Source organism: Oerskovia sp. NPDC060338, from assembly GCF_042726295.1.
Lineage (GTDB): Bacteria > Actinomycetota > Actinomycetes > Actinomycetales > Cellulomonadaceae > Oerskovia > Oerskovia merdavium.
Genome location: NZ_JBHXCQ010000014.1, coordinates 81,654 through 101,244, shown reverse-complemented (window position 1 = coordinate 101,244; position 19,591 = coordinate 81,654). Strand labels below are relative to the sequence as shown.

13 protein-coding genes are annotated in these 19,591 nt (G+C 73.9%); 6 read left to right on the top strand and 7 right to left on the bottom strand.

Annotation, left to right across the window (positions count from 1 at the left end):
* The 4 genes from ACFWGN_RS17540 to ACFWGN_RS17525 form a co-directional block, all read right to left on the bottom strand.
* Entirely contained in the window at positions 1-876 is an 876-nt protein-coding gene (locus ACFWGN_RS17540) for a siderophore-interacting protein (RefSeq protein ID WP_377618704.1), read from the bottom strand.
* Positions 876-1,865, bottom strand: coding sequence for an ABC transporter substrate-binding protein (locus ACFWGN_RS17535; RefSeq protein ID WP_377618634.1), 990 nt, complete (start codon positions 1,863-1,865; stop codon positions 876-878). The genes ACFWGN_RS17540 and ACFWGN_RS17535 overlap by 1 nt, the downstream gene beginning before the upstream one ends.
* 129 nt (positions 1,866-1,994) lie before the next feature.
* Positions 1,995-3,017: an ABC transporter substrate-binding protein gene (locus ACFWGN_RS17530; RefSeq protein WP_377618632.1), complete on the bottom strand. Its 1,023-nt coding sequence runs from the start codon at positions 3,015-3,017 to the stop codon at positions 1,995-1,997.
* A gap of 60 nt (positions 3,018-3,077) precedes the next feature.
* On the bottom strand, positions 3,078-4,118 hold the full coding sequence (locus ACFWGN_RS17525; protein ID WP_377618630.1) for a helix-turn-helix domain-containing protein: 1,041 nt from the start codon (positions 4,116-4,118) through the stop codon (positions 3,078-3,080).
* Positions 4,119-4,173: 55 nt separating this feature from the next.
* Between ACFWGN_RS17525 and ACFWGN_RS17520 the strand changes: the two genes are divergently transcribed.
* From ACFWGN_RS17520 to ACFWGN_RS17500, 5 genes are all read left to right on the top strand, one after another.
* Positions 4,174-5,910 (top strand): ABC transporter transmembrane domain-containing protein, encoded by a 1,737-nt coding sequence (locus ACFWGN_RS17520; protein ID WP_377618628.1) that lies wholly within the window; start codon positions 4,174-4,176, stop codon positions 5,908-5,910.
* Positions 5,907-7,820: an ABC transporter ATP-binding protein gene (locus ACFWGN_RS17515; protein WP_377618626.1), complete on the top strand. Its 1,914-nt coding sequence runs from the start codon at positions 5,907-5,909 to the stop codon at positions 7,818-7,820. Before ACFWGN_RS17520 ends, ACFWGN_RS17515 begins: the two co-directional genes overlap by 4 nt.
* Before the next feature lie 85 nt (positions 7,821-7,905).
* Positions 7,906-9,150, top strand: coding sequence for a diacylglycerol/lipid kinase family protein (locus ACFWGN_RS17510; protein WP_377618625.1), 1,245 nt, complete (start codon positions 7,906-7,908; stop codon positions 9,148-9,150).
* Between the two features lie 57 nt (positions 9,151-9,207).
* Complete coding sequence (locus ACFWGN_RS17505; RefSeq protein WP_377618623.1) at positions 9,208-10,407, top strand: AI-2E family transporter; 1,200 nt, start codon at positions 9,208-9,210, stop codon at positions 10,405-10,407.
* A gap of 96 nt (positions 10,408-10,503) precedes the next feature.
* Positions 10,504-15,339 (top strand): hypothetical protein, encoded by a 4,836-nt coding sequence (locus ACFWGN_RS17500; protein WP_377618621.1) that lies wholly within the window; start codon positions 10,504-10,506, stop codon positions 15,337-15,339.
* 48 nt (positions 15,340-15,387) lie between these two features.
* Here ACFWGN_RS17500 and ACFWGN_RS17495 read toward each other — a convergent pair whose 3' ends face one another.
* The 3 genes from ACFWGN_RS17495 to ACFWGN_RS17485 all read right to left on the bottom strand — a co-directional run bounded on the left by ACFWGN_RS17495 (position 15,388) and on the right by ACFWGN_RS17485 (position 17,724).
* Entirely contained in the window at positions 15,388-16,170 is a 783-nt protein-coding gene (locus tag ACFWGN_RS17495; RefSeq protein WP_056653537.1) for a glycosyltransferase, read from the bottom strand.
* 365 nt (positions 16,171-16,535) lie between these two features.
* Positions 16,536-17,360 carry a DUF5926 family protein gene (locus ACFWGN_RS17490; protein WP_377618620.1) on the bottom strand — a complete coding sequence of 275 codons (825 nt, stop codon included), beginning with the start codon at positions 17,358-17,360 and terminating at the stop codon, positions 16,536-16,538.
* A gap of 40 nt (positions 17,361-17,400) precedes the next feature.
* Complete coding sequence (locus ACFWGN_RS17485; RefSeq protein ID WP_377618618.1) at positions 17,401-17,724, bottom strand: rhodanese-like domain-containing protein; 324 nt, start codon at positions 17,722-17,724, stop codon at positions 17,401-17,403.
* Positions 17,725-17,839: 115 nt separating this feature from the next.
* On the opposite strand from ACFWGN_RS17485, the gene pgm reads away from it, so the two are divergent.
* Positions 17,840-19,522, top strand: coding sequence for a phosphoglucomutase (alpha-D-glucose-1,6-bisphosphate-dependent) (gene pgm, locus ACFWGN_RS17480; protein WP_377618617.1), 1,683 nt, complete (start codon positions 17,840-17,842; stop codon positions 19,520-19,522).
* Positions 19,523-19,591 lie beyond the last annotated feature (69 nt).

The window sequence follows — 19,591 nt, the reverse complement described above, 5'->3', positions numbered from 1 at the left end:
TCACAGCCCCAACGACTCGAGCTTGTCGAAGTACGCGTCGGTGATCTCTTCCTCGTCGCGCTCCTCGTCGGCCCACAGGGAGTCGATCCACGCCTTGACGCTCGGGTCGAGGTTCTCCCAGCGCTCCTCCCACTCCTCGGCCTTCGCGGTCCAGTACCCGATGGTCTTGTAGGCCGTGACGGGCAGCCCGCGCTCGTGGCGCAGGTACTTGCGGACGGCACGCAGCACCTTGGTCTCCCCTGCGAACCAGACGTACCCGACGCCGTCGGGCAGCTCGATGCTCCGCAGGATCTCCTCGAGCCGGCACGGCCCGTGGCCGTTGCCGCCGTAGACCCACGCGATCTCGACGTCGGGGTTCACGGGGAAGGACTGGCGGTGGCCCGCGTCGGGCACCTCGACGACCACGCGCGTGCGCACGCCCGCCGGGGCCTGCTCGATCAGGCGCCCGACCGCGGGCAGGCCCGTCGCGTCCGCGAGGAGGATCTGCCACGCGAGGTCCGCGGGCGGGTCGTACAGCCCGTGGGGCGTGTTGAGCCCGACGACGTCGCCCGGCCTCGCCCGCCGGGCCCAGGTCGCGGCGACCCCGCCCTCGTGCACGACGAAGTCGATCACGACCTGGCCGGGCTCGGGCACGGCCCGGACCGTGTAGGTCCGCATGGGCGAGGGCTCGACGCCCTCGGGGTAGTCCCACGACGTCTCGGTCGCGAAGGGCAGGACCGGCTCGGTCTCGCCCGGGGCGGGCAGGAAGACGCGCAGGTACTCGTCTCCCACGCCCGTCGACTCGAAGTCGGCGAGGCCCTCGCCACCCAGCGTGACCCGGATCATGCCGGGGGTCAGGCGCTCGACCGCCACGACCTCGGCCCGGTGGATGCGCATCACGGCAGCAGCGCCTTCTCGACGACCTCGAGGAACGCGTACTGGCCGCTGGGCGACCCGTAGACCATCTCGAGGTCGTGGACCGCGACGTGCTGGTTCGTGACGAACGGCAGGGCGGCCCACAGACCGTTGCCCGCGAGCTCGGCGAACGGGTCGTCGAGCTCGCCCGTCTTCTCGTCCGGCGCGGTCGAGGTGAAGGCCCAGTCGATGCCCGCGAGCTGCTCGAGCTGCTCGGTGCCGAGCGTGGTGCCCTCCTCGGGCTCGACGAGCGGCGAGATCTTCAGACCCAGGTCGTTGAAGACCAGGCAGGGCGTGCCGTAGCAGGACACGATGATCTCGCCGTCGCCGTAGCCGACCGGCGCGACGACCGGGTCGATGCCGGCCTCGGCGAGGCGGGCCTTCACGTCGTCGACCTTGGCCTGGTACTTCGCGGTCCAGGCGTCGTGCTCCTCGACCTTGTCGAACGCCTCCGCGACCTCGGCGAAGCTCTCGCGCCAGTCACGGCCGTCGAACCCGTTGAAGCTGTACGTCGGGGCGATGTCGGGAAGCTTGGTCACGAGCTCGTCGTCGTAGCCCAGGCCGTTGAGGATCACGTCGGGCTGGGCGGCGAGGATCTCCTCGTAGTTGTACTCGGGGAAGTTCTCGAACGTCTTGATGCCCTCGAGCGCCTCCTGGTCGAAGAACGACGGGAAGGTCGTGTACCCCTGCGAGCGGATGGGCTGCGACCCGGCGAGCGGGATGCCCAGCGTGATGAGCATGTCGAGGTCGGTCGTGTACACACCGAGCGCGGCCTGCGGGTCTGCCGGGATCGTGGTCTCGCCGAACGCGCTCTGGACCGTGCGGGTGCCGGCCTCCTTCGTGTCGGCGCCGCTCGTGCCGCCGCCGTCCCCGGCGTCGGTGCCCGACGCGCACGCGCCCAGGAGCAGGGCGAGCGTGGCGGCCGAGGCGGTCGCGAGCAGGGTGGACCAGCGGGTGGTGCGTGTGGTCATGGGACTTCCTGGTTCGTGTGGCCGCGAGGTCGCGGCGGGGGACGGAGCCGTCGTGGGAGCCCGCGGTCGCGGGCGTCGATCGGCCGTGGGAGCAGCCGGGTCGGGGCGCCGGGCGCCCGCGGCCCCGGTTCAGAGCAGGTGCGCGGCCTCGCGCAGGTCCTCGGCGAAGACCTGGGCCGTCAGGGCGAGCCCGAAGTTGCGGTCGTAGCGGAGCTCGGCCACGCGCCCCGCCTGGACGGCGGGCACGGCCAGCCACGCGGGGTTGGACGCCGCGGGGTCGTCGGGGTTCTGGAGGATGATCAGGTCGGCCTCGTGGAAGACGTCGAGGTTCTCGAACGAGTACCTCGACACCGAGCCGTTGCTCTGCCCGGCGGCCGGGAGCACGAGGTCCATGCCGACGTCGCGGGCGATGCCCGAGCAGTAGCTGTCGGGCTCCTGGATCCAGAAGCCCTCCTCGTCGGCTCCCGCGATGACGACCTTGCGGCCGGTCACGAGCGGGGCGATCTCGGCGGCGACGTCCGCGACCGTGGCGTCGTAGGCGTCGATCGCCTCGGTCGCCTGCTGCTCGCGGCCGAACGCGGCGAGCTGGCGCCGCAGCGAGGCCTTCCAGTCGGGGTCGTCGTCACCCACGACCAGGACGGGAGCGATGCCCTCGGCCAGCAGCTCGTTCTCCTGGTAGTACGTCCACCACCCCGCACCGACCACGAGCATGTCGGGCGAGTGGGACAGGATCGACTCGGCGTTCGGCTCGATGTTGGAGCCGCCCAGGTGCTCGACGCCCAGCGGCAGGTGCGCCATGAGGTGGCTCTCGTCGGACCACTCGGTCGCCACGATCGGCAGCCCGGCGAGGATCGCGAACTCGAGCCCCGCCCGGGCCTCCAGGACGACGACCCGCTCGGGGTGCAGGGGCAGGTTCGTGCGGTAGCCGTCGTGCTCGAACGGCATGGTCTCGCCGCCGACAGGTGTTCCTGCCGCCTGGCCCGACCCGTCGCCGCACGCGGCGAGGAGCCCCGCGACCGTGAGCGCCCCGGCGCCGATCAGGAAGTCGCGGCGCGTGATCGCCGCGACGACCCGTTGCCACCGGTCGTCGCCGACCGGGATGGACGAAGGGTCCGCAGGGGTGTCGGGGCGGGCGGTCAGGACGAGGGTCACGAGGTCTCCCGGTCGAGCGACGGCGACACGACGGTCCCCGTCAGAGGCAGTTAGGTATCCCTACCCTAACCACGTCGGGACGGCGGAAACTGGCCGATCGTCGCTGCCAGAGGCCAGGGGATGTTCCGCATCGGCCCTGACCGACGCGACGTACCAGCCCGGGGTGTGGCCGAGGACCCTGCGGAAGGACTGCACGAACGCGCTCGGCGTCCGGTACCCCACCCGGCGGCTCACGGTCCCCACGGGCATGCCGCCCGCGAGCAGGCCGATCGCGACCCGGACCCGCGCGTGGATGCGCCACTGCGCGAACGTCATGCCCGTCTCGCGATGGAACAGCCGCGAGAAGTTGCGCACGCTGACCGACACCTCGCGCGCCCACGCCTCGAGGGAACGCGTGTCGGCCGGGTCGTCGAGCAGCCGCCGGGCGACCGACTCGAGACGCGCGTCCGAGGGCATGGGCAGCACCATGGGCGTGACGTCCACGGGAGACAGGAGGTCGACGACGACACGCTCGCTGCGCCGTCGGGCCGCGGGATCCATGCCGTGCCTGAACAGGTGGACCATGAGCTCGCGCGCCGCCGGAGGGACCGAGACCGCCGTGGTGCGGTGCGCGCGGTCGAGGACCGCGACGAACGTGTCCTCCGCGGAGGCGGCAGCACCGGGCGGGCCGGGCCGTTCGCCGGGTCGCCCGGCCGGCTGCTCGGCGGCCCGCTCGGCCGACGGCGCCGACAGGTCCGCGTCGACGTAGGTGCAGTAGAACCCCGTGCCGCCCGCGGTCTGTACCGCGTGCGCGACGCCCGCCGGGATCCACAGCCCGATCGTCGGCGGGACCGCGAAGAAGCCGTGCTCGGTCTCGACCGTGAGCACGCCCTGCGTGCCCCACAGGAGCTCGTGGAACGCGTGCACGTGCACGGGCCACAGGCCCGGGGTGCTGGGCGGGAAGTGGGACGTCGAGACCGACCGGACCTCGCGGGCCGCGGCCACGATCGCGACGTCCTCGGCGTGCTGCTGCGCACACTGGGCGTCAGCGGGGCGGACGCCGTCGGGCATGACGATCGGGACGAACGGGACGGAGGGAGGCGCCTGGCCGATGAGCGACATGATCCGGCAGGCTATCCCACATCGTCTCATGAAGGTAAGCATTACCTTAGCAAGCATGCCTCCCCGTCTCCGCCGTCCTGCACGCCCGGACCGGCGACCACGCCCCGCCCACGGGACCGGCGTCGCCGTACCGACGACCGTCGGCGGAGTCTTCCGCCTCGTGCTCGCCGGCAACCGACGCTGGCTCCTGCTGACCGTGGGCGCGGGCGGCTTCATGGTCCACCAGGTCGCCGAGGCCCTCGTGCCCGTGCTGATCGGCGTGGTCGTGGACCGTGCGATCGTCCCGCGCGACGGCACGGCGCTCGGCCTGTGGCTCGGTGTGCTCGCCGCGGTCTTCGTCGTCCTGACCATGGCGTGGCGGATCGGCATGCGCTCGACCGTGCGCGCCTTCTCGTTCGCGGCGCACGACCTGCGCCAGCTCACGGTCGCGCGCGTGCTGGACCCGCTCGGCATGGCCCGGCAGCGCGCCGCGGGCGAGACCCTGACCATCGCGTCCTCCGACACCAACCGCGTCGCAGGGATCTCGTGGCTCGTCACGGGTCAGCTCGGCGCGCTCGCCGCGATCGGCACGACCGCCGTGAGCCTCCTGCTCGTCTCGGTGCCGCTCGGGATCGCGGTCCTCGTCGCGACGCCCGTGATGCTGCTCGTGATGCACCGGCTCTCGGTGCCGCTCGAGGCCCGCAGCGAGACCGAGCAGGAGACCGCGGCGCGCGCCGGGGGCCTCGCGACCGACCTCGTCACGGGCCTGCGCGTCCTCAAGGGCCTGGGCGCCGAGGAGGCCGCGGCCGACCGCTACCGGCGCGCGAGCCGCGACTCCCTCGCGGCCGCGCTGCGGGCGGTGCGCTCCCGGGCCGCGTACCAGGCCGTGAGCACCGTGCTCTCGGTCGTCTTCCTCGCGGCGGTCGCGCTCTTCGCGGGCCGCATGGCGCTCGCCGGGCAGATCACCGTGGGTGAGCTCGTCGCGGTCGTGGGCCTCGCGCAGTTCGTCCAGGAACCCATGTCCCGGACGGGCTTCCTGGGGGTCGAGCTCGCGCAGAAGCGGGCCTCCGCGCGGCGTCTGCTGCTCCTGCTCGGCGAGCCGACCGTCCACAGCCCGGTGGACGGGGCGGCGAGCGCCGCGCACGCGGGCACCCGCGGCGGCGGGGCCGCGACCGTGACGATCACGGGCGTCTTCGGCGGGTCCGTCGTGCCTCGCGTCACGGCCCGGGCGGGCCAGGTCGTGGGAGTCGTCGTGCCCGACGGCGGCGACGCGGCCCGGCTCGTCGACGTCCTCGGGTGCCGCGCCCCCGCCCCGCCCGGAGCCGTCGTCGTGAACGGTACCGACCTCGCCGCCCTCGACCCCTCGGCCGGGCGTGCGCTCGTGTTCGCGGCCCGGCACGACGCGTCGTTGTTCAGCACGAGCGTGCGCGAGAACCTTGCGCCCGACGGGCCGCTCGACGACCGGGCGATCGACGCCTCGGGGACCGGCGAGGTGCTCGGGCACCTCGCCGAGGGGCTCGACACGCCGCTGGTCGGCCGCGGCCAGCACCTGTCCGGCGGGCAGCGCCAACGTCTGGTCCTGGGGCGTGCGCTGCACCGGCCCGAACCCGTGCTCGTCCTGCACGACCCCACGACCGCGGTCGACACCGTGACCGAGGCCAGGATCGCCGCCGCGCTGCGCGGCTTCCCGGAGCGCGCGCTCGTGCTCGTGACCTCGAGCCCGACGCTCCTGGCCGTGTGCGACGAGGTCGTCACGGCGGTCGCGGTCGTGGCGACCCCTGCCGGCACCGACCGTGAGCTGGTCGCCTCGTGAGCGCCGACGTCGTGACCGCCGACCCCGGGCAGGCCGGTCCCGCGGCCGCCGACGACCCGAGAACCACCGCCGTCCCGGCGCGGACCATCCTGCCCGTCGCCACGACCGCCGCGACCAACACCGCGCTGTGGCGCATGCTCACGAGGCGCCGGTGGCTCTTCGCCGGGACCGTCGCGGTGCTGCTGGCCGGCTCGGTCGCGGGCCTCGCCACTCCGGCCCTGCTCGGGGTCATGGTCAACGTCGTCGTCGAGGGCGGCCGGACGTCGGAGCTCGTGCGGTTCGGCCTGCTGCTCCTCGGAGCAGGGGTGCTGAGCGCGGTGCTCGGCTACCTGGGACAGACCTTGCTCGCCCGGATCTGCGAGGGCGCGCTCGCCGACCTGCGCGAGGACGTCCTCGCGAGCGCTCTCGACCTGCCGCTCGAGCAGGTCGAGAGCGCCGGCGTCGGCGACGTCGTCGCGCGTGTCTCGGGGGACGTCGACGCCGTGAGCGAGGCGATCTCGGGCGTCCTGCCCGCCGTCACGTCCGCTGTGTTCACGATCGCCCTGACGCTCGTGGGGCTCGGAGCCCTCGACTGGCGCTTCGCGCTCGCCGCGGTGGCCGCCGCCCCCCTGCAGGTCGTGTCGCTGCGCTGGTTCCTGCGCCGCTCGGGACCCGTCTACCGCGAGGTCCGGGTCGCCGAGGCCCAGCGCACCGAGCAGGTCATCGAGACGGTCGCGGGGGCCACGACCGTCACGACCCTGGGGCACGGCGAGCGGCACGAGGACCTCGTGGCGCAGTCCTCGATCCGGGCCATCGACCTGTCGCTGACCGGGATCGCGCTCCTCACCCGGTTCTACAACCGCCTCAACATCGCCGAGCTCATCGGCCTCGGGGCCGTGCTCGCGGTCGGGTTCTGGCTCGTCTCGGGGGACGCCGTGACCGTGGGCGCCGCGACGGCCGCGGCACTGTACTTCCACCGGCTGTTCGGGCCCATCGGGATGGTCCTGGGCGAGTTCGACGAGATCCAGAAGGCGGGGGCCGGGCTCGCACGGCTCGTGGGCGTGACGACCGCGACCACGTGGCCGGTCGAGGGTGGCGGACCCTCCGACCCGGCCGATCATCGCTCCGCCCAGGGCGACCGTCCCGCGAGCGCCGCCGACGTGCCGGGGCCACGCTCCGCCGTCGTGCTCCGGGACGTGACCTTCGCCTACTCCCCCGGGCGCGACGTCCTCACAGGCGTCGACCTCGAGGTCGCGGAGGGCGAGCACGTCGCGCTCGTCGGGGCGTCCGGGGCCGGCAAGACGTCGGTCGCGAAGCTCGCGATGGGCATCCACCGCCCGACGCGCGGCGCCGTGCAGGTCCTGGGCGCGACGCCGGGGCGACGCCGTCGGGCCGCCGCCGACGAGGGGCTGCCCGCCCCCCGGCCGGACGCGGCCATGGTGAGCCAGGAGGTCCACGTCTTCAGCGGGACCCTCGCCGAGGACCTGCGGCTCGCCGCGCCCCGCGCGAGCGACGCCGAGCTGCACGCGGCCCTCGACGCGGTCGAGGCGCGCTGGGTCGCCGACCTGCCCGAGGGCCTCGCGACCGCGGTGGGTGCGGGCGGCCTCGACCTCTCGCCGGACCGCGCGCAGCAGCTCGCGCTCGCTCGGATCCTGCTCCTGGACCCCGCGGTCGTGGTGCTCGACGAGGCCACGGCCGAGGTCGGGACCGACGGCGCCGCGACGCTCGACCGGGCGGCCCGGGCCGCGCTGGCGGGGCGGACCGCGGTCGTGATCGCGCACCGGCTGAGCCAGGCCGCGGCAGCCGACCGGGTCGTCGTCATGGATGCCGGGCGGGTCGTCGAGTCGGGGACGCACGACGAGCTGCGCGCGGCCGGCGGGCAGTACGCGCGGCTGTGGGCCGCGTGGGAACGGGGATCGGGCGAGCGCTGAGCCGGACGGGCCTCGACGGTCGGGTACGTCACCTTCGGCGGGCACGACCGTCGCCCCCGGCATCCCGAGCGCTACCGTGTCCGACATGGGTTGGGAAATGTGGTTGGGAGTCGCGGCGGTCGCCATCTCCGCCGTCGCGCTCACGGTCGCGATGACCGTCTGGTCGCAGCAGCGACGCCGACGACGCCTCGACCCTCCCGTCGTCCCCGCCGACGCACCCTCCGACGACACCGGCCAGCTCATCGCGTTCGTCGCCAACCCGTCCAAGCCCGCGGCCGCGAACCTCGAGCGCACGGTCCGCCAGGTGTGCGCCGAGGCCGACCTCCCCGACCCGCTGTGGTTCGAGACCACGATCGAGGACCCGGGTGTGGGACAGACCCGCGAGGCCCTCGCGCGCGGCGCCGACATCGTGGTGGCGGTCGGCGGCGACGGGACCGTCCGGGCCGTCGCCGAGGCCATGGTCGGCACGGGCACACCCATGGGCCTCATCCCCATCGGCACGGGCAACCTGCTCGCGCGCAACCTCGACCTGCCCATCACCGACCCGGACGAGGCGCTGCGCATCGTCGTCGCGGGCGCGGACCGCGTGATCGACGTCGGCTGGGCGCGCGTCCTGGAGTACGCGGAGCCCGACGGCGGCGCGCGCGGCCCCGCGCGGACCGGCGCCACGGGCGCGGACGCGGGGGGTGCGGACGCCACGGGCGACGAGGACGCCGGCACGGCCGCCGGCTCTGACGGCAAGGACACCTCCGCCACCTCGGTCGAGCAGCCCGAGGGCACGCTCGCGGCCCGGGACACCGAGACCGCGCACATCTTCCTCGTGATCGCGGGGCTCGGGTTCGACGCCGCGATGGTCGCGGACGCCGACGCGACCCTCAAGGCCAAGGTGGGCTGGGTCGCGTACTTCGTCGCGGGGATCCGGCACCTGCACGGCCGCCGCCTGCGCGCCCAGATCCAGCTCGACGACGCACCTCCCGTCCAGGCCAAGCTGCGCACCCTCATGGTCGGCAACTGCGGCAAGCTGCCCGGCGGCATCACGCTGCTGCCCGACGCGGTGCTCGACGACGGCATCCTCGACATCGCCGCGATCGACACCCGGGGCGGGGTCGTGGGCTGGGCCCAGCTCTTCGGCGACGTCGTCATGCAGGGGTTCGGCGTGACCAACGACCTGCCCGCGAAGATCGGCCGGATCGACCACGCGCGCGCCAAGCGCGTCCGCGTCCGGGTCGAGGGCGGCGAGCAGGCGCAGGTCGACGGTGACCTCCTGGGACGGGCCGTCGAGCTCGAGGCCTGGGTCGAGCCGGGCGGGCTGGTCGTGCGCACGGCCTGACCGGCAGGCATCATTCGACCTGACGCCCGAACTTCACCACCGAGGAGCACCCCCTAGATGACCGCACCGCAGGACGCTTCTCCGCACCGTGGCCTGGCGCCGTCGACCCGGACCCTGATCAGCCTGGCCGCTGCCGTGATCGTCCTCGCGGGCGTGTACTTCGCGCGCGGGCTGTTCGGACCGCTCGCTCTCGCGGCCGTCGTCGTGATCATCGTGCAGCCGGTCCGCGGTCCGCTCGAGCGCCGCGGCTGGCCACGATGGGCCGCGACGACCGGGATGATCGTCGTCGCCTACCTGATCCTCGGAGCGCTCGCCGCGCTCCTCGCGTTCGCCGGGGTCCAGTTCGCGAACCTCGTGAGCCAGTACCTCGACGACCTCGCCAAGACCGTCGACCAGGTCACGGCGTGGCTCGAGTCGTTCGGCGTCGAGGGGCAGGTCGCGGACGCGGTGTCGTCGTGGCTCGACCCGAGCACCATCGCGGGCCTCGCGGCCACGGTGGGCGGTACGGCCATGACCGTGCTCACCGCCTTCTTCTTCGTGCTCGCGTACGTGATCTTCATGGCCGCGGACGCCGGGCGCTACCAGGACGCGGGCGCCCGCTTCGGGGCGACGCGCCCCGCGACGCTCGCCCGGATCACGGCGTACAACTCCGGGGTGCGTCGCTACTTCGTCGTCAACGCCTCGTTCGGTGCGGTCGTGGCCGTGATCGACGGCGTGGCCCTGTGGTGGATGGGGGTCCCTGCGCCCGCCGTCTGGGCCATCCTCGCGTTCGTCACCAACTTCATCCCGAACATCGGGTTCGTGCTCGGCGTGGTCCCTCCCACGGTCATGGCGCTCGTCGTGGGCGGCTGGCCGCTCGCGCTCGGGGTGGTCGCGGTCTACTGCGTGGTCAACGTGGTCCTGCAGGTGCTCGTGCAGCCCAAGTTCGTGGCCGACGCCGTGAACCTGAGCCTCACGCTGAGCTTCTTCTCGGTCGTCTTCTGGACCCTCGTGATCGGCCCGCTCGGCGCGATCCTCGCGATCCCGCTCACGCTCCTCACCCGGGCGCTGATCATCGAGGGGGACCCTGACTCGGGCTGGTTGCGCTACCTGTCGGGCGACGCGTCGGGGGCGCCGCCCGCAGAGCCGGCACCGGCGAGGGCCAAGGCCCCGGAGGAGGCGCCGGCGGCCTCCACGAGAGCGCTGGCGGTCGAGGCGAGCACCGGTGCGGCCTCGGACGGTCCCGACGGCGACGAGCCGGACCGCCCGACCACCTGAGCCACTTCCGTCCCTGCTGCGCCGACCTCGTGGAGGATCTGTGGCCGCGCAGCCCGGTCGACGGGCCGCCGACGTGACCCCCCGTAGGCTGGACCGGTGACGAATCCGGCCCCCGCACAGACCCCTCGTCGCACCAGTCGTCGGGGGTTCGCCGCGCTGCTCCTCGCGATCGGCGCGCTCGTCGGCCCGGCGCTGCCCGCCGCGGCCGCTCCCGCGACCACCTCGACGACCACCACCGAGACCACCGCCGACTCCTCACCCGAGGGCCCGACCGTCCTGGTCGGTGTCGCCGGGCTGCGCTGGACGGACGTCAACCCGACGACCGTGCCGCACCTGTGGAGCATGATCGGGTCGAGCTCGGTCGGGTCGATCAACGTCCGCACGGGCGCCGGCCCGGTCACGTGCTCGCTCGACGCGTGGCTCACGCTGTCCGCGGGGCAGCGCGAGTCGAGCGCTCCCCCGGTCGTCGAGCCGGTGCCCACGGACGACCCGGCGGACCCGGCCGAGGTCACGTCCACGGTCGACTGCGAGCCCCTGCCCACGATCGACGCGGGGACGGGCGTGAGCTCGTCGTCGGTGCCGGGCTGGTCCACGCTCACGACCGGTCCCGAGGACCTGGTCGAGGAGCCGGCCGACACCACGGTCGATCCCGAGACGGGCGCCGTGGTGCCCCGCGGGCCGGGCGCGCTCGGCACCGAGCTCGCGGCGGCGGGCGTGTGCAGCACCGCTGTCGGCCCGGGCGGTGCGATCACGCTCGCGGACTCGACCGGCGCGGTCTCGCGCTACGTCCCGACGCTCGACGCCCTCTCGCAACAGGAGCTCGCGGCGTGCGACACGGTCGTGATCGACCAGGGCGAGCTGCCCGAGTCGTCGCCCGAGCGGGCCGAGGCCCTGCGCGAGCTCGACCAGGTCCTCGAGCGCCTGACCTCCGACCTGCCGCGCGACTCACGTGTCCTCGTGGCGGGGATCGCCGACACCCCGGGCGCCAAGCCTGGTCTGCAGGTCGTCGTGGACTGGACGGCCTCGGGCTCGGCGCACGGCTGGCTCCAGTCGGAGTCGACGCGCTTCAAGGGTCTCGTCCAGCTCACGGACCTCACCGCGACGCTCGCGGCCGACGCCGGGATCAGCACCGCCGCGTTCGAGGGGGGCGCCCCGCTCGAGTCGGGCGACGACCGTCGCATGAGCATCTCGCGGACGGTCGAGAACCGTCGATACCTCGGTGTCCTGTCGGACACCGCCCCGAACCTCATGCCGGCGTTCGTGGGCCTGCTCATCGGTGCGCTCGTGATCGCGGTCGGGGCCACGCTGTGGTCGCGTCGCGCGGCGGAGCGGCGCGTGGCAGCGTCCCCTTCCGGCCCGACGGCGCCGCTCCCCCCGAGCCCCCGAGGCCGCCGGGTCCTGTCGGCAGTCCTGCTCCTGGTCGCCTCCGCCCCTGCGGCGTCGTCGCTCAGCACGCTCGCCCGGTGGTGGGTCTCCCCCGCGCCGACGTTCGCGCTCATCCTCTCGGTCAGCGTGGCGACCGTCGTGGTCGCCCTCGTCGCGTGGTTCGTGAGCCGGGTCCTGCCTCGCAGCCCCTGGCGCCTGGCCGCCGCGGTCTCGGGAGTCACCTGGCTCGTCCTGACGGTCGACGGCCTGACCGGGACGACGCTCCAGCAGGGTTCGCTCCTGGGCCCGGCCCCCGTGCTCGGGGCGCGCTTCTACGGCTTCAACAACATGACGTTCGCGGTCTACGGCGCCGCCGCCCTCCTGCTCGCCGGGAGCATCGCGTCCCAGCTCGCGGCGCACGGCAGGCGGCGGGCGAGCCTCGCGGTCGTCGTCGGCGTCGGGGTCGTGACGACGGTCGTCGACGGCTGGCCCGCGTTCGGTGCCGACTTCGGCGGGATCCTCGCCCTGATCCCCGCGTTCGCGATCCTCGCCCTGCTGGTCGCCCAGGTGCGCATCACCGTGCGGCGGATCCTCGCGGTCGCGGCCGCGACGATCGGCGTGGTCGTGGTCGTGTCGGTCGTCGACTGGGCGATCCCGGGGACCAGCTCGCACCTGGGCGGGTTCGTCCAGCGGTTCCTCGACGGGGACGCGCTCAGCATGATCGCGACCAAGGCCGCGGGGGCGTGGGCGACGGTCGCGAGCGTGCCCGGCGTCCTGGCGACCGTGGCCGTCGTGGCCACGGCCTTCGCCGCCCTGCGCCCCGACGTCTGCCGCCTGCCCGAGGTCGCCGCCGCCTACCGCGCGTGGCCCCAGCTCCGGTCCCTCGTGATCTCGCTCGTGGTCGCGGCCGGGATCGGTTCGGTCCTCAACGACTCGGGCGTCATCATCGCGGTCATGTTCGTCGTCGTGGCGATCGCGACCGTCGTGGCCTCGTTCCTCTCGGAGTCGTCGGTCACGGTCGCGGCGGCGGTCCCCGCAGCCGTCCCCGCAGACACCCCCGTCCCGTCAGCGTCACCGACCGCACGAAAGCCCCGCGCGCCGCGCATCGCGGGGCTCTCGACCGACTCGGGCACGATCCGCCGCATGCCCACCACGATCCTCGCGGTGGGCGGCGGCCTGCTCCTCTCGCTGCTGCTCGCCGCGGCCGTCGTGCCGACGAGCGGCGCGGCCGTCGCGGGCGACGAGGTCCGTCGCGGGACGGGTGCGCCCGTCGCACCCGAGGGCGAGAGCCTCGTCGTGATCGGCACCTCTGGGCTCCGCTGGCCCGACGTCGCGTCCGGGACGGCCCCCGAGCTCCGCACCCTCCTCACCGAGGGGGCGGGCGCCGCGGGCGACTCGCTCCCCACGGGGGCCGCGAGCCGGTGCCCCGCGTCGGGGTGGCTCGCGCTCTCGGCGGGGCAGTACGTGCGCCACGAGCCCCTCCTGCTCGACGACGGCACGACGTCGTGCGCCCCCGTCACCACGGTCGCGACGGACGGGACGACGGCCTCGTCGGACGAGCCCGTCGACACGGTCGCCTCGTCGCGCGTCGCGACCCCCGCGACGTCGGTACAGGTCCAGGGGTGGCAGGACATGGTGGACGCTCAGTCCCGGACCGTCGAGCTCGGCACCCTGGGCCAGGCGATCTCGGACGCGGGCATCTGCGCGACGGCCGTCGGGCCGCGCGCGGCGCTCGCCCTCGCGGACAGCGACGGGACGGTCGCGCGCTACCAGGACCTGCCCGCGGCCCTGGCCCCGGTCAACGACACGTTCGGCTGCGCGCTGACCGTGATCGACGCGGGAGACGCGACCCCGGCAGCGCTGGCGACGATCCCGGGCGAGACGGCGGCCGAGCGCTCGGCCCGCTACCGCACCGAGCGGCCCGCGCTCGTCGCCGACGTCGACGCGACGGTCGGCCGGGTCCTGGACGCCGTGCCGGACTCGGCGACGGTCCTCGTGGTCGACGTGGTCAACAACCCGGGCGCCCGTCCTGCGCTGGGCGTGACCATGGTCCGGTCCTCGACCTCGATCGACTCGGACCAGCCCCGGTTCCTCACGAGTTCGGCGACGCGCTCCGACGGGATCGTCCGCCTGCTCGACGTGCCTCCGACGATCCTGGGCGCCCTGGGCGTCGAGGTCCCGGCAGGGATCGACACGTCGGTCATGACCTACGGCTCGCCCCGGCCCCTCGACGCGGCGTCCGCCGCCGACGCCCTGGCCGACCTGACCTCACGCGACCAGGTCCGGCGCCAGATCTACCCGTACTTCGTCGACTACGCGGGGTACGCGGGCCTGGTCCTCGCGGCCGGCTGCCTGCTGCTGGCGCCCGTCGCCCGCCGCAAGGACTCACGAGGCTGGCGGATCGGGCGCCGGGTCGCCGAGGGTGCCGCGCTGGTCCTCGCATCCTTGCCCGCCGCGGCGTTCGTCTCGTCGATGACCTCGTGGTGGCGGTTCGAGAACCCGATGCTCGCGGCCGTCGCCATGTCGATCGGCTCGACCGTCGTGGTCGCCGGCCTCGGGGCGCTCGCGCCCCGACGACCCGTCTGGGCGGGCCCCGCCCTGGTCGCGGGCATCACGTTCGCGGTGCTGACTCTCGACGCCCTGCTGGGCACACCGTTCAACCGCGCCAGCCCGCTCGGCTCGGCGCCGACGTTCGGGGCTCGCTTCTACGGGTTCGGCAACCCGACGTTCTCGGTCTTCGCGGTCGCGGGGGTCCTCGCCGCCGCCGGGGTCGCCCAGTGGCTCGTGCTGCGTGGTCGACGACGCACGGCCACGCTCGTGGTCGGGGTGATCGGCGTGGTCGCGATGGCCGTCGACGTGTGGCCCACGCTCGGTGCCGACCTGGGTGGCGGGCTCGTCCTCGTCCCGACGTTCGCGATCCTGCTGCTCGCGGCCTCGGGCGCACGCCTGACGTTCAGGCGGTTCTTCACGATCGGTCTGGCCGGCGTGGGGGTGGTCGCGCTCATCGGCGTGCTCGACTGGTTGCGCCCGCCTGCCGCACGCTCGCACCTGGGGCGCTTCGTGGGCCAGGTCGTCGACGGCGACGCGTGGGAGATGCTCTGGCGCAAGGCCGGCTACGCGGCGCGCTCGGTGCTGGGCGGGGTCCCGGTGTGGATCACGCTCGTGGTGCTGGTCTGGTTCGCGCTCGTGCTGTTCGCGCCGCGCCGCTTCACCCCGGCCTGGTTCGCGCGGTCCGAGGCGGGGTGGCCCCTGTTCCGGCCCGCGATCCTCGCGATCTGGGTCATGTCCGTGAGCGGTTCGCTCGTCAACGACTTCGGGGTCCGGATCGCGATGATCGCCCTGGTCGCGGCCGTGCCGCTCGTGGTGCTCACCGCGCTGCGCGCGACACCGGGCAGCCCGGGCGAGGTCTCCGACGCGGAGGGCGAGACGGTCTCGGGGACGGGAGCGGCGCCGTCGGGCAGGACGTCCTCCGGGACGGACGACGAGCCGTCCGTCCCGCTGCCCTCCCTGCCCGACCGCGGAGGCTCGCCCGACGACGCGGCGGAACCCGCCGCGTCCGGCAGGTAGACGACGAGGGGCCCGGGCGGAGTCCGCCCGGGCCCCTCGTGCGAAGAGCTACTTCCCGGAGTGCTTGTGCCCGCCGAGCGCGTCGAGCGCGCTGCGGACGCGACGCGCCCCGACCGCGAGCTGCACGTCGCGGTACTGGTTGGCGCGGTGGATCTGCCCCTTGAGGTCCGACCCCGAGGGGCGGTGGCGCAGGTCGCACGGGACCTCGACCGCGACGTACCCCTTGCGGAGCAGGTCGATCGTGAGGCCCGTCTCGACGCCCCAGCCGCGGGCCAGCGGCGTCGCGGCCTCGAACGCCTCGCGCGTCAGGCACCGCATGCCCGACAACGGCTGCGTGGGCGTCCAGCCCGTCATGGACTGGATGGCGCGCCGCGCGGCACCCACGACGATCCCGCGACCGCCCGCGCCGGGCTGCGGCGGGAGCAGGGCGATGGACATGTCGGCCAGGCCGTCGAGCACGGGGGGCACGAGCGGGGCCGTGTTGACCGCGGTCTCGCCCAGGTCGCCGTCGATGAAGAGCAGGAGGCGCGGGGGGCGGTCGGCGACGTCGCGCATCGCGACGACCGCGGCACCCGTCTCCATGGCCGCCGCCTTGCCGCGGTTGTGGGAGTGGCGCACGACCACGGCGCCCGCCTCACGGGCGACGTGCTGCGTGGTGTCCTCGCTGCCGTCGTCCACCACGAGCACCAGGTCGACGTGCGGGATGGCCTTGGCCGCACGGACCGTGGCCGCGATGCGACGCGCCTCGTCCTTGGCGGGGATGATCACCGCGACGCGCTGCTTCTGCCGGGAACCGCCGTGCAGCGGGGCCGGGCGCGGGGTCTTCGCCACCGGGAGCGCGTGCGTCCCGTTGGCGGGGACGCCCGACACGTCCCGGGTGGTTTCGGTGTTCAGTCCTGACTCGGTCGACCGATGGTCCGCGTTCACGCAATCCAGCCTAGTAGTGCAAAGAGTTTCCCGCAGTTTGCCACACTCGGGGTGGCAAAGTCACGGGGATGTCCCAGAGAACGGTGTTCTCGGGTTCTTGCCGAGGTATCTCTCGGTCAGCCTGGCGTCTGTACTTCCTCGTCGTCGGACCTGACCTGCCCGAGGCCGACGGGCGGGGGCTGCGATGCCGCCGCCCGTCGGTCTCGGGGTCGTGCTGGTGGTGCTGTGGTGCTGGTGGTGCCGGTGTGCTGCCCGTGGTGAGGGGCTCGTCAGCGGAGCGTGACCTGGCGGGACACGATGCCCGCACGCGCACGACGCTCGTTGGCGTCGAGCGGCTCGGTGACCGCGAGCGCTGCGTCGATCTTGGCCTTGAGCTCCTTGGCGGGCTCCTCGAGGTCTGCGGCCTCCGTGCCGCGCGGGAGCTCCCAGACCGGGACCAGCAGGCCGCACGACCGGAACGCGCCGACGAACTTGCCGCCGCCCAGGCCCGACTCGCGCTTGGCGTGCAGGCGCGAGATCGCGTCGATCAGCTCCTCCTCGCCCACGGGCCAGGCCCAGCGCAGGAACTCACGGCTCATGGAGCACCAGTAGGCCGACTCGACCGACTCGAGCTTGACCGTGGGGACGATCGACTCCGACGCCTGGTCGAGCGACGCCTTGAGCTCGGGCGTGAGGTCCGTCGTGGGGTCGAGCCAGAACGAGAAGTCCTCGTGGACCGTGACCTCGAACGGCACAGACAGGTCCAGGACGTCCTGCAGGCGCGGGCCCGGACCGGGCAGCTCGCCCAGCTCGATCGACGTGCCCGGCTCGGCCTCGATGGCCTCGAGCAGGACCGCCGCGAGGTCGCGGCTCGTGTCGCCCGAGCCCGCGAGGGTCTGGAGCGCCAGGAGGATGGTGCCGTCCTGGCGGTGCAGCGCGGCCCAGCCGGCCGGGAGGATCGTCACGACGAGGACGTCGCGAGCGCCGTACTCCTCCGTGGTGCGAGCAGGTGCCGAGGCCGAGGGGACGACCTCCCGCAGGGCGACCCAGTCGGTCTCGCCGGGGAGCCCCTCGAAGGGGCGCAGCACGAAGTCGGGCGTCGAGTTCTTGGCCATGGGGAAAGTGTAGTGGGAGCGGGCTGCGGGGCCGGCGGGCCTACTGCTCGACCGGGAACCCTCGCTGCGACCACGCGACCATGCCGCCGTCGAGGTTGGTCGCGTCGAAGTCGCCCTGGTTGAGCCACGCCGCGGCGCGCGCCGAGCGTCCGCCCGAGTGGCAGATCACGAGGATCGGGACCTCGGGGTCGAGCTCGCCCCAGCGGACGGGCAGCTCGCCCAGGGGGATGTGGACGGCGTCGGGCGCGTGGCCCGCGTCCCACTCGTCCTGCTCGCGCACGTCGAGGAGCACGACGCCCTCGGGCACGGGGTGCTCGGCGTCGAGCTCGGACACGTCGGTCGTGGGTACCTGGGGCGGGAACATGGTGACCAGCCTACGTTTCTGACGCGCCGTCGTCGGATCGTGGTCGTGCGCCGCGCCGGTCTCCCCTCCCGGGACAGACCTCCCGCGACGCCCTGACCAGTGGCAGGATCGTCGCATGGACCCCCGCGCCGGAACCCTCGCCCAGCCCCAGGACCTCATCGACGTGGACGCCGTGGTCGGCGCCTACTACGACCTCTCCCCCGACGTCGACGACCCGGCGCAGAAGGTGGTGTTCGGGACGTCGGGCCACCGCGGGTCGAGCCTGGACCACGCGTTCAACGAGGCGCACATCCTCGCGATCACCGCGGCGATCGTCGAGTACCGGCGCGCCCAGGGCACCGACGGCCCTCTCTTCATCGGTCGCGACACGCACGCGCTGTCGCTGCCCGCGTGGCAGACCGCGATCGAGGTCCTGACGGCCGCTGGCGTCCAGACGTACATCGACGCGCGCGACTCCTACACCCCGACCCCGGCCGTGTCCCAGTCGATCCTGCTGCACAACGGTGCGGCCACCGAGGCCGGGGTCCGCACCTCGGGCCCCGAGCTCGCGGACGGGATCGTCGTGACGCCGTCGCACAACCCGCCGCGCGACGGCGGTTTCAAGTACAACCCGCCGCACGGCGGTCCCGCCGACTCGGAGGCGACGGGCTGGATCGCGGACCGTGCGAACGAGATCCTGCGCGCGGGCGTCGGGCAGGTCGAGCGGGTCCCGCTCGAGCGTGCGCTGACGGCCGAGACCACGCACCGCCACGACTTCCTCACGGCGTACGTCGACGACCTGGCCTCGGTCCTGGACCTCGAGGCGATCCGTGGCGCGGGCGTCGCGATCGGCGCCGACCCTCTCGGCGGGGCCTCGGTCGAGTACTGGGGAGAGATCGGCGAGCGCTACGGCCTGGACCTGACGGTCGTGAACCCGCAGGTGGACCCGCGGTGGGCCTTCATGACGCTCGACTGGGACGGCAAGATCCGCATGGACTGCTCGTCGCCGTACGCCATGGCCTCGCTCGTGCAGAAGATGACGGACCCGGACGCGACGTCGACGTTCGACATCGCGACGGGCAACGACGCGGACTCGGACCGCCACGGGATCGTGACCCCGGACGCGGGCCTCATGAACCCCAACCACTACCTCGCGGTCGCGATCGACTACCTGTACGGCGGGGCCCGTCCCGGCTGGCGCCCGGACGCAGCGATCGGCAAGACGCTCGTGTCGTCGTCGCTCATCGACCGGGTGGGGGCGGGGATCGGTCGCCGCGTCGAGGAGGTGCCGGTGGGCTTCAAGTGGTTCGTGCCGGGCCTGCTCGACGGCTCGGTCGGGTTCGGCGGCGAGGAGTCCGCGGGCGCCTCGTTCCTGCGGACCAACGGCGGGGTGTGGACCACGGACAAGGACGGCCTGCTGCTCGCGCTGCTCGCCTCGGAGATCCTCGCGACCACGGGCAAGACCCCGTCCCAGCACCACGCCCGGCTCGTCGAGCAGTACGGCGAGTCCTGGTACGCCCGCGTCGACGCCCCGGCCTCGCTCGAGGAGAAGTCGGCGCTCGCGAGGCTGAGCCCCGAGCAGGTCACGTCGACGACGCTCGCGGGCGAGGAGATCACCGCGAAGCTGACCACGGCGCCGGGCAACGGCGCGGCGATCGGCGGCCTCAAGGTCACCACGGAGAACGCGTGGTTCGCGGCGCGCCCCTCGGGCACGGAGAACGTCTACAAGATCTATGCCGAGTCGTTCGTCTCGGCCGAGCACCTGACGCAGGTGCAGGACGAGGCCAAGCAGGTCGTCTCGGACGCCCTGGCCGGCTGACGCCCGGGGCGAGGTGCCCGACGGCGTCGCGCGCCGCCGTCGGGCACCTCGCCTTCCCCGCACCCCACC

What these genes read in the sequence shown, in the direction of transcription:
- pgm (WP_377618617.1), top strand. Translation starts at nt 17,840, where the DNA reads ATGGACCCCCGCGCCGGAACCCTCGCCCAGCCCCAGGACCTCATCGAC.
- ACFWGN_RS17490 (WP_377618620.1), bottom strand. Translation starts at nt 17,360, where the DNA reads ATGGCCAAGAACTCGACGCCCGACTTCGTGCTGCGCCCCTTCGAGGGG.
- ACFWGN_RS17485 (WP_377618618.1), bottom strand. Translation starts at nt 17,724, where the DNA reads ATGTTCCCGCCCCAGGTACCCACGACCGACGTGTCCGAGCTCGACGCC.
- ACFWGN_RS17535 (WP_377618634.1), bottom strand. Translation starts at nt 1,865, where the DNA reads ATGACCACACGCACCACCCGCTGGTCCACCCTGCTCGCGACCGCCTCG.
- ACFWGN_RS17520 (WP_377618628.1), top strand. Translation starts at nt 4,174, where the DNA reads ATGCCTCCCCGTCTCCGCCGTCCTGCACGCCCGGACCGGCGACCACGC.
- ACFWGN_RS17525 (WP_377618630.1), bottom strand. Translation starts at nt 4,118, where the DNA reads ATGTCGCTCATCGGCCAGGCGCCTCCCTCCGTCCCGTTCGTCCCGATC.
- ACFWGN_RS17505 (WP_377618623.1), top strand. Translation starts at nt 9,208, where the DNA reads ATGACCGCACCGCAGGACGCTTCTCCGCACCGTGGCCTGGCGCCGTCG.
- ACFWGN_RS17510 (WP_377618625.1), top strand. Translation starts at nt 7,906, where the DNA reads ATGGGTTGGGAAATGTGGTTGGGAGTCGCGGCGGTCGCCATCTCCGCC.
- ACFWGN_RS17540 (WP_377618704.1), bottom strand. Translation starts at nt 876, where the DNA reads ATGCGCATCCACCGGGCCGAGGTCGTGGCGGTCGAGCGCCTGACCCCC.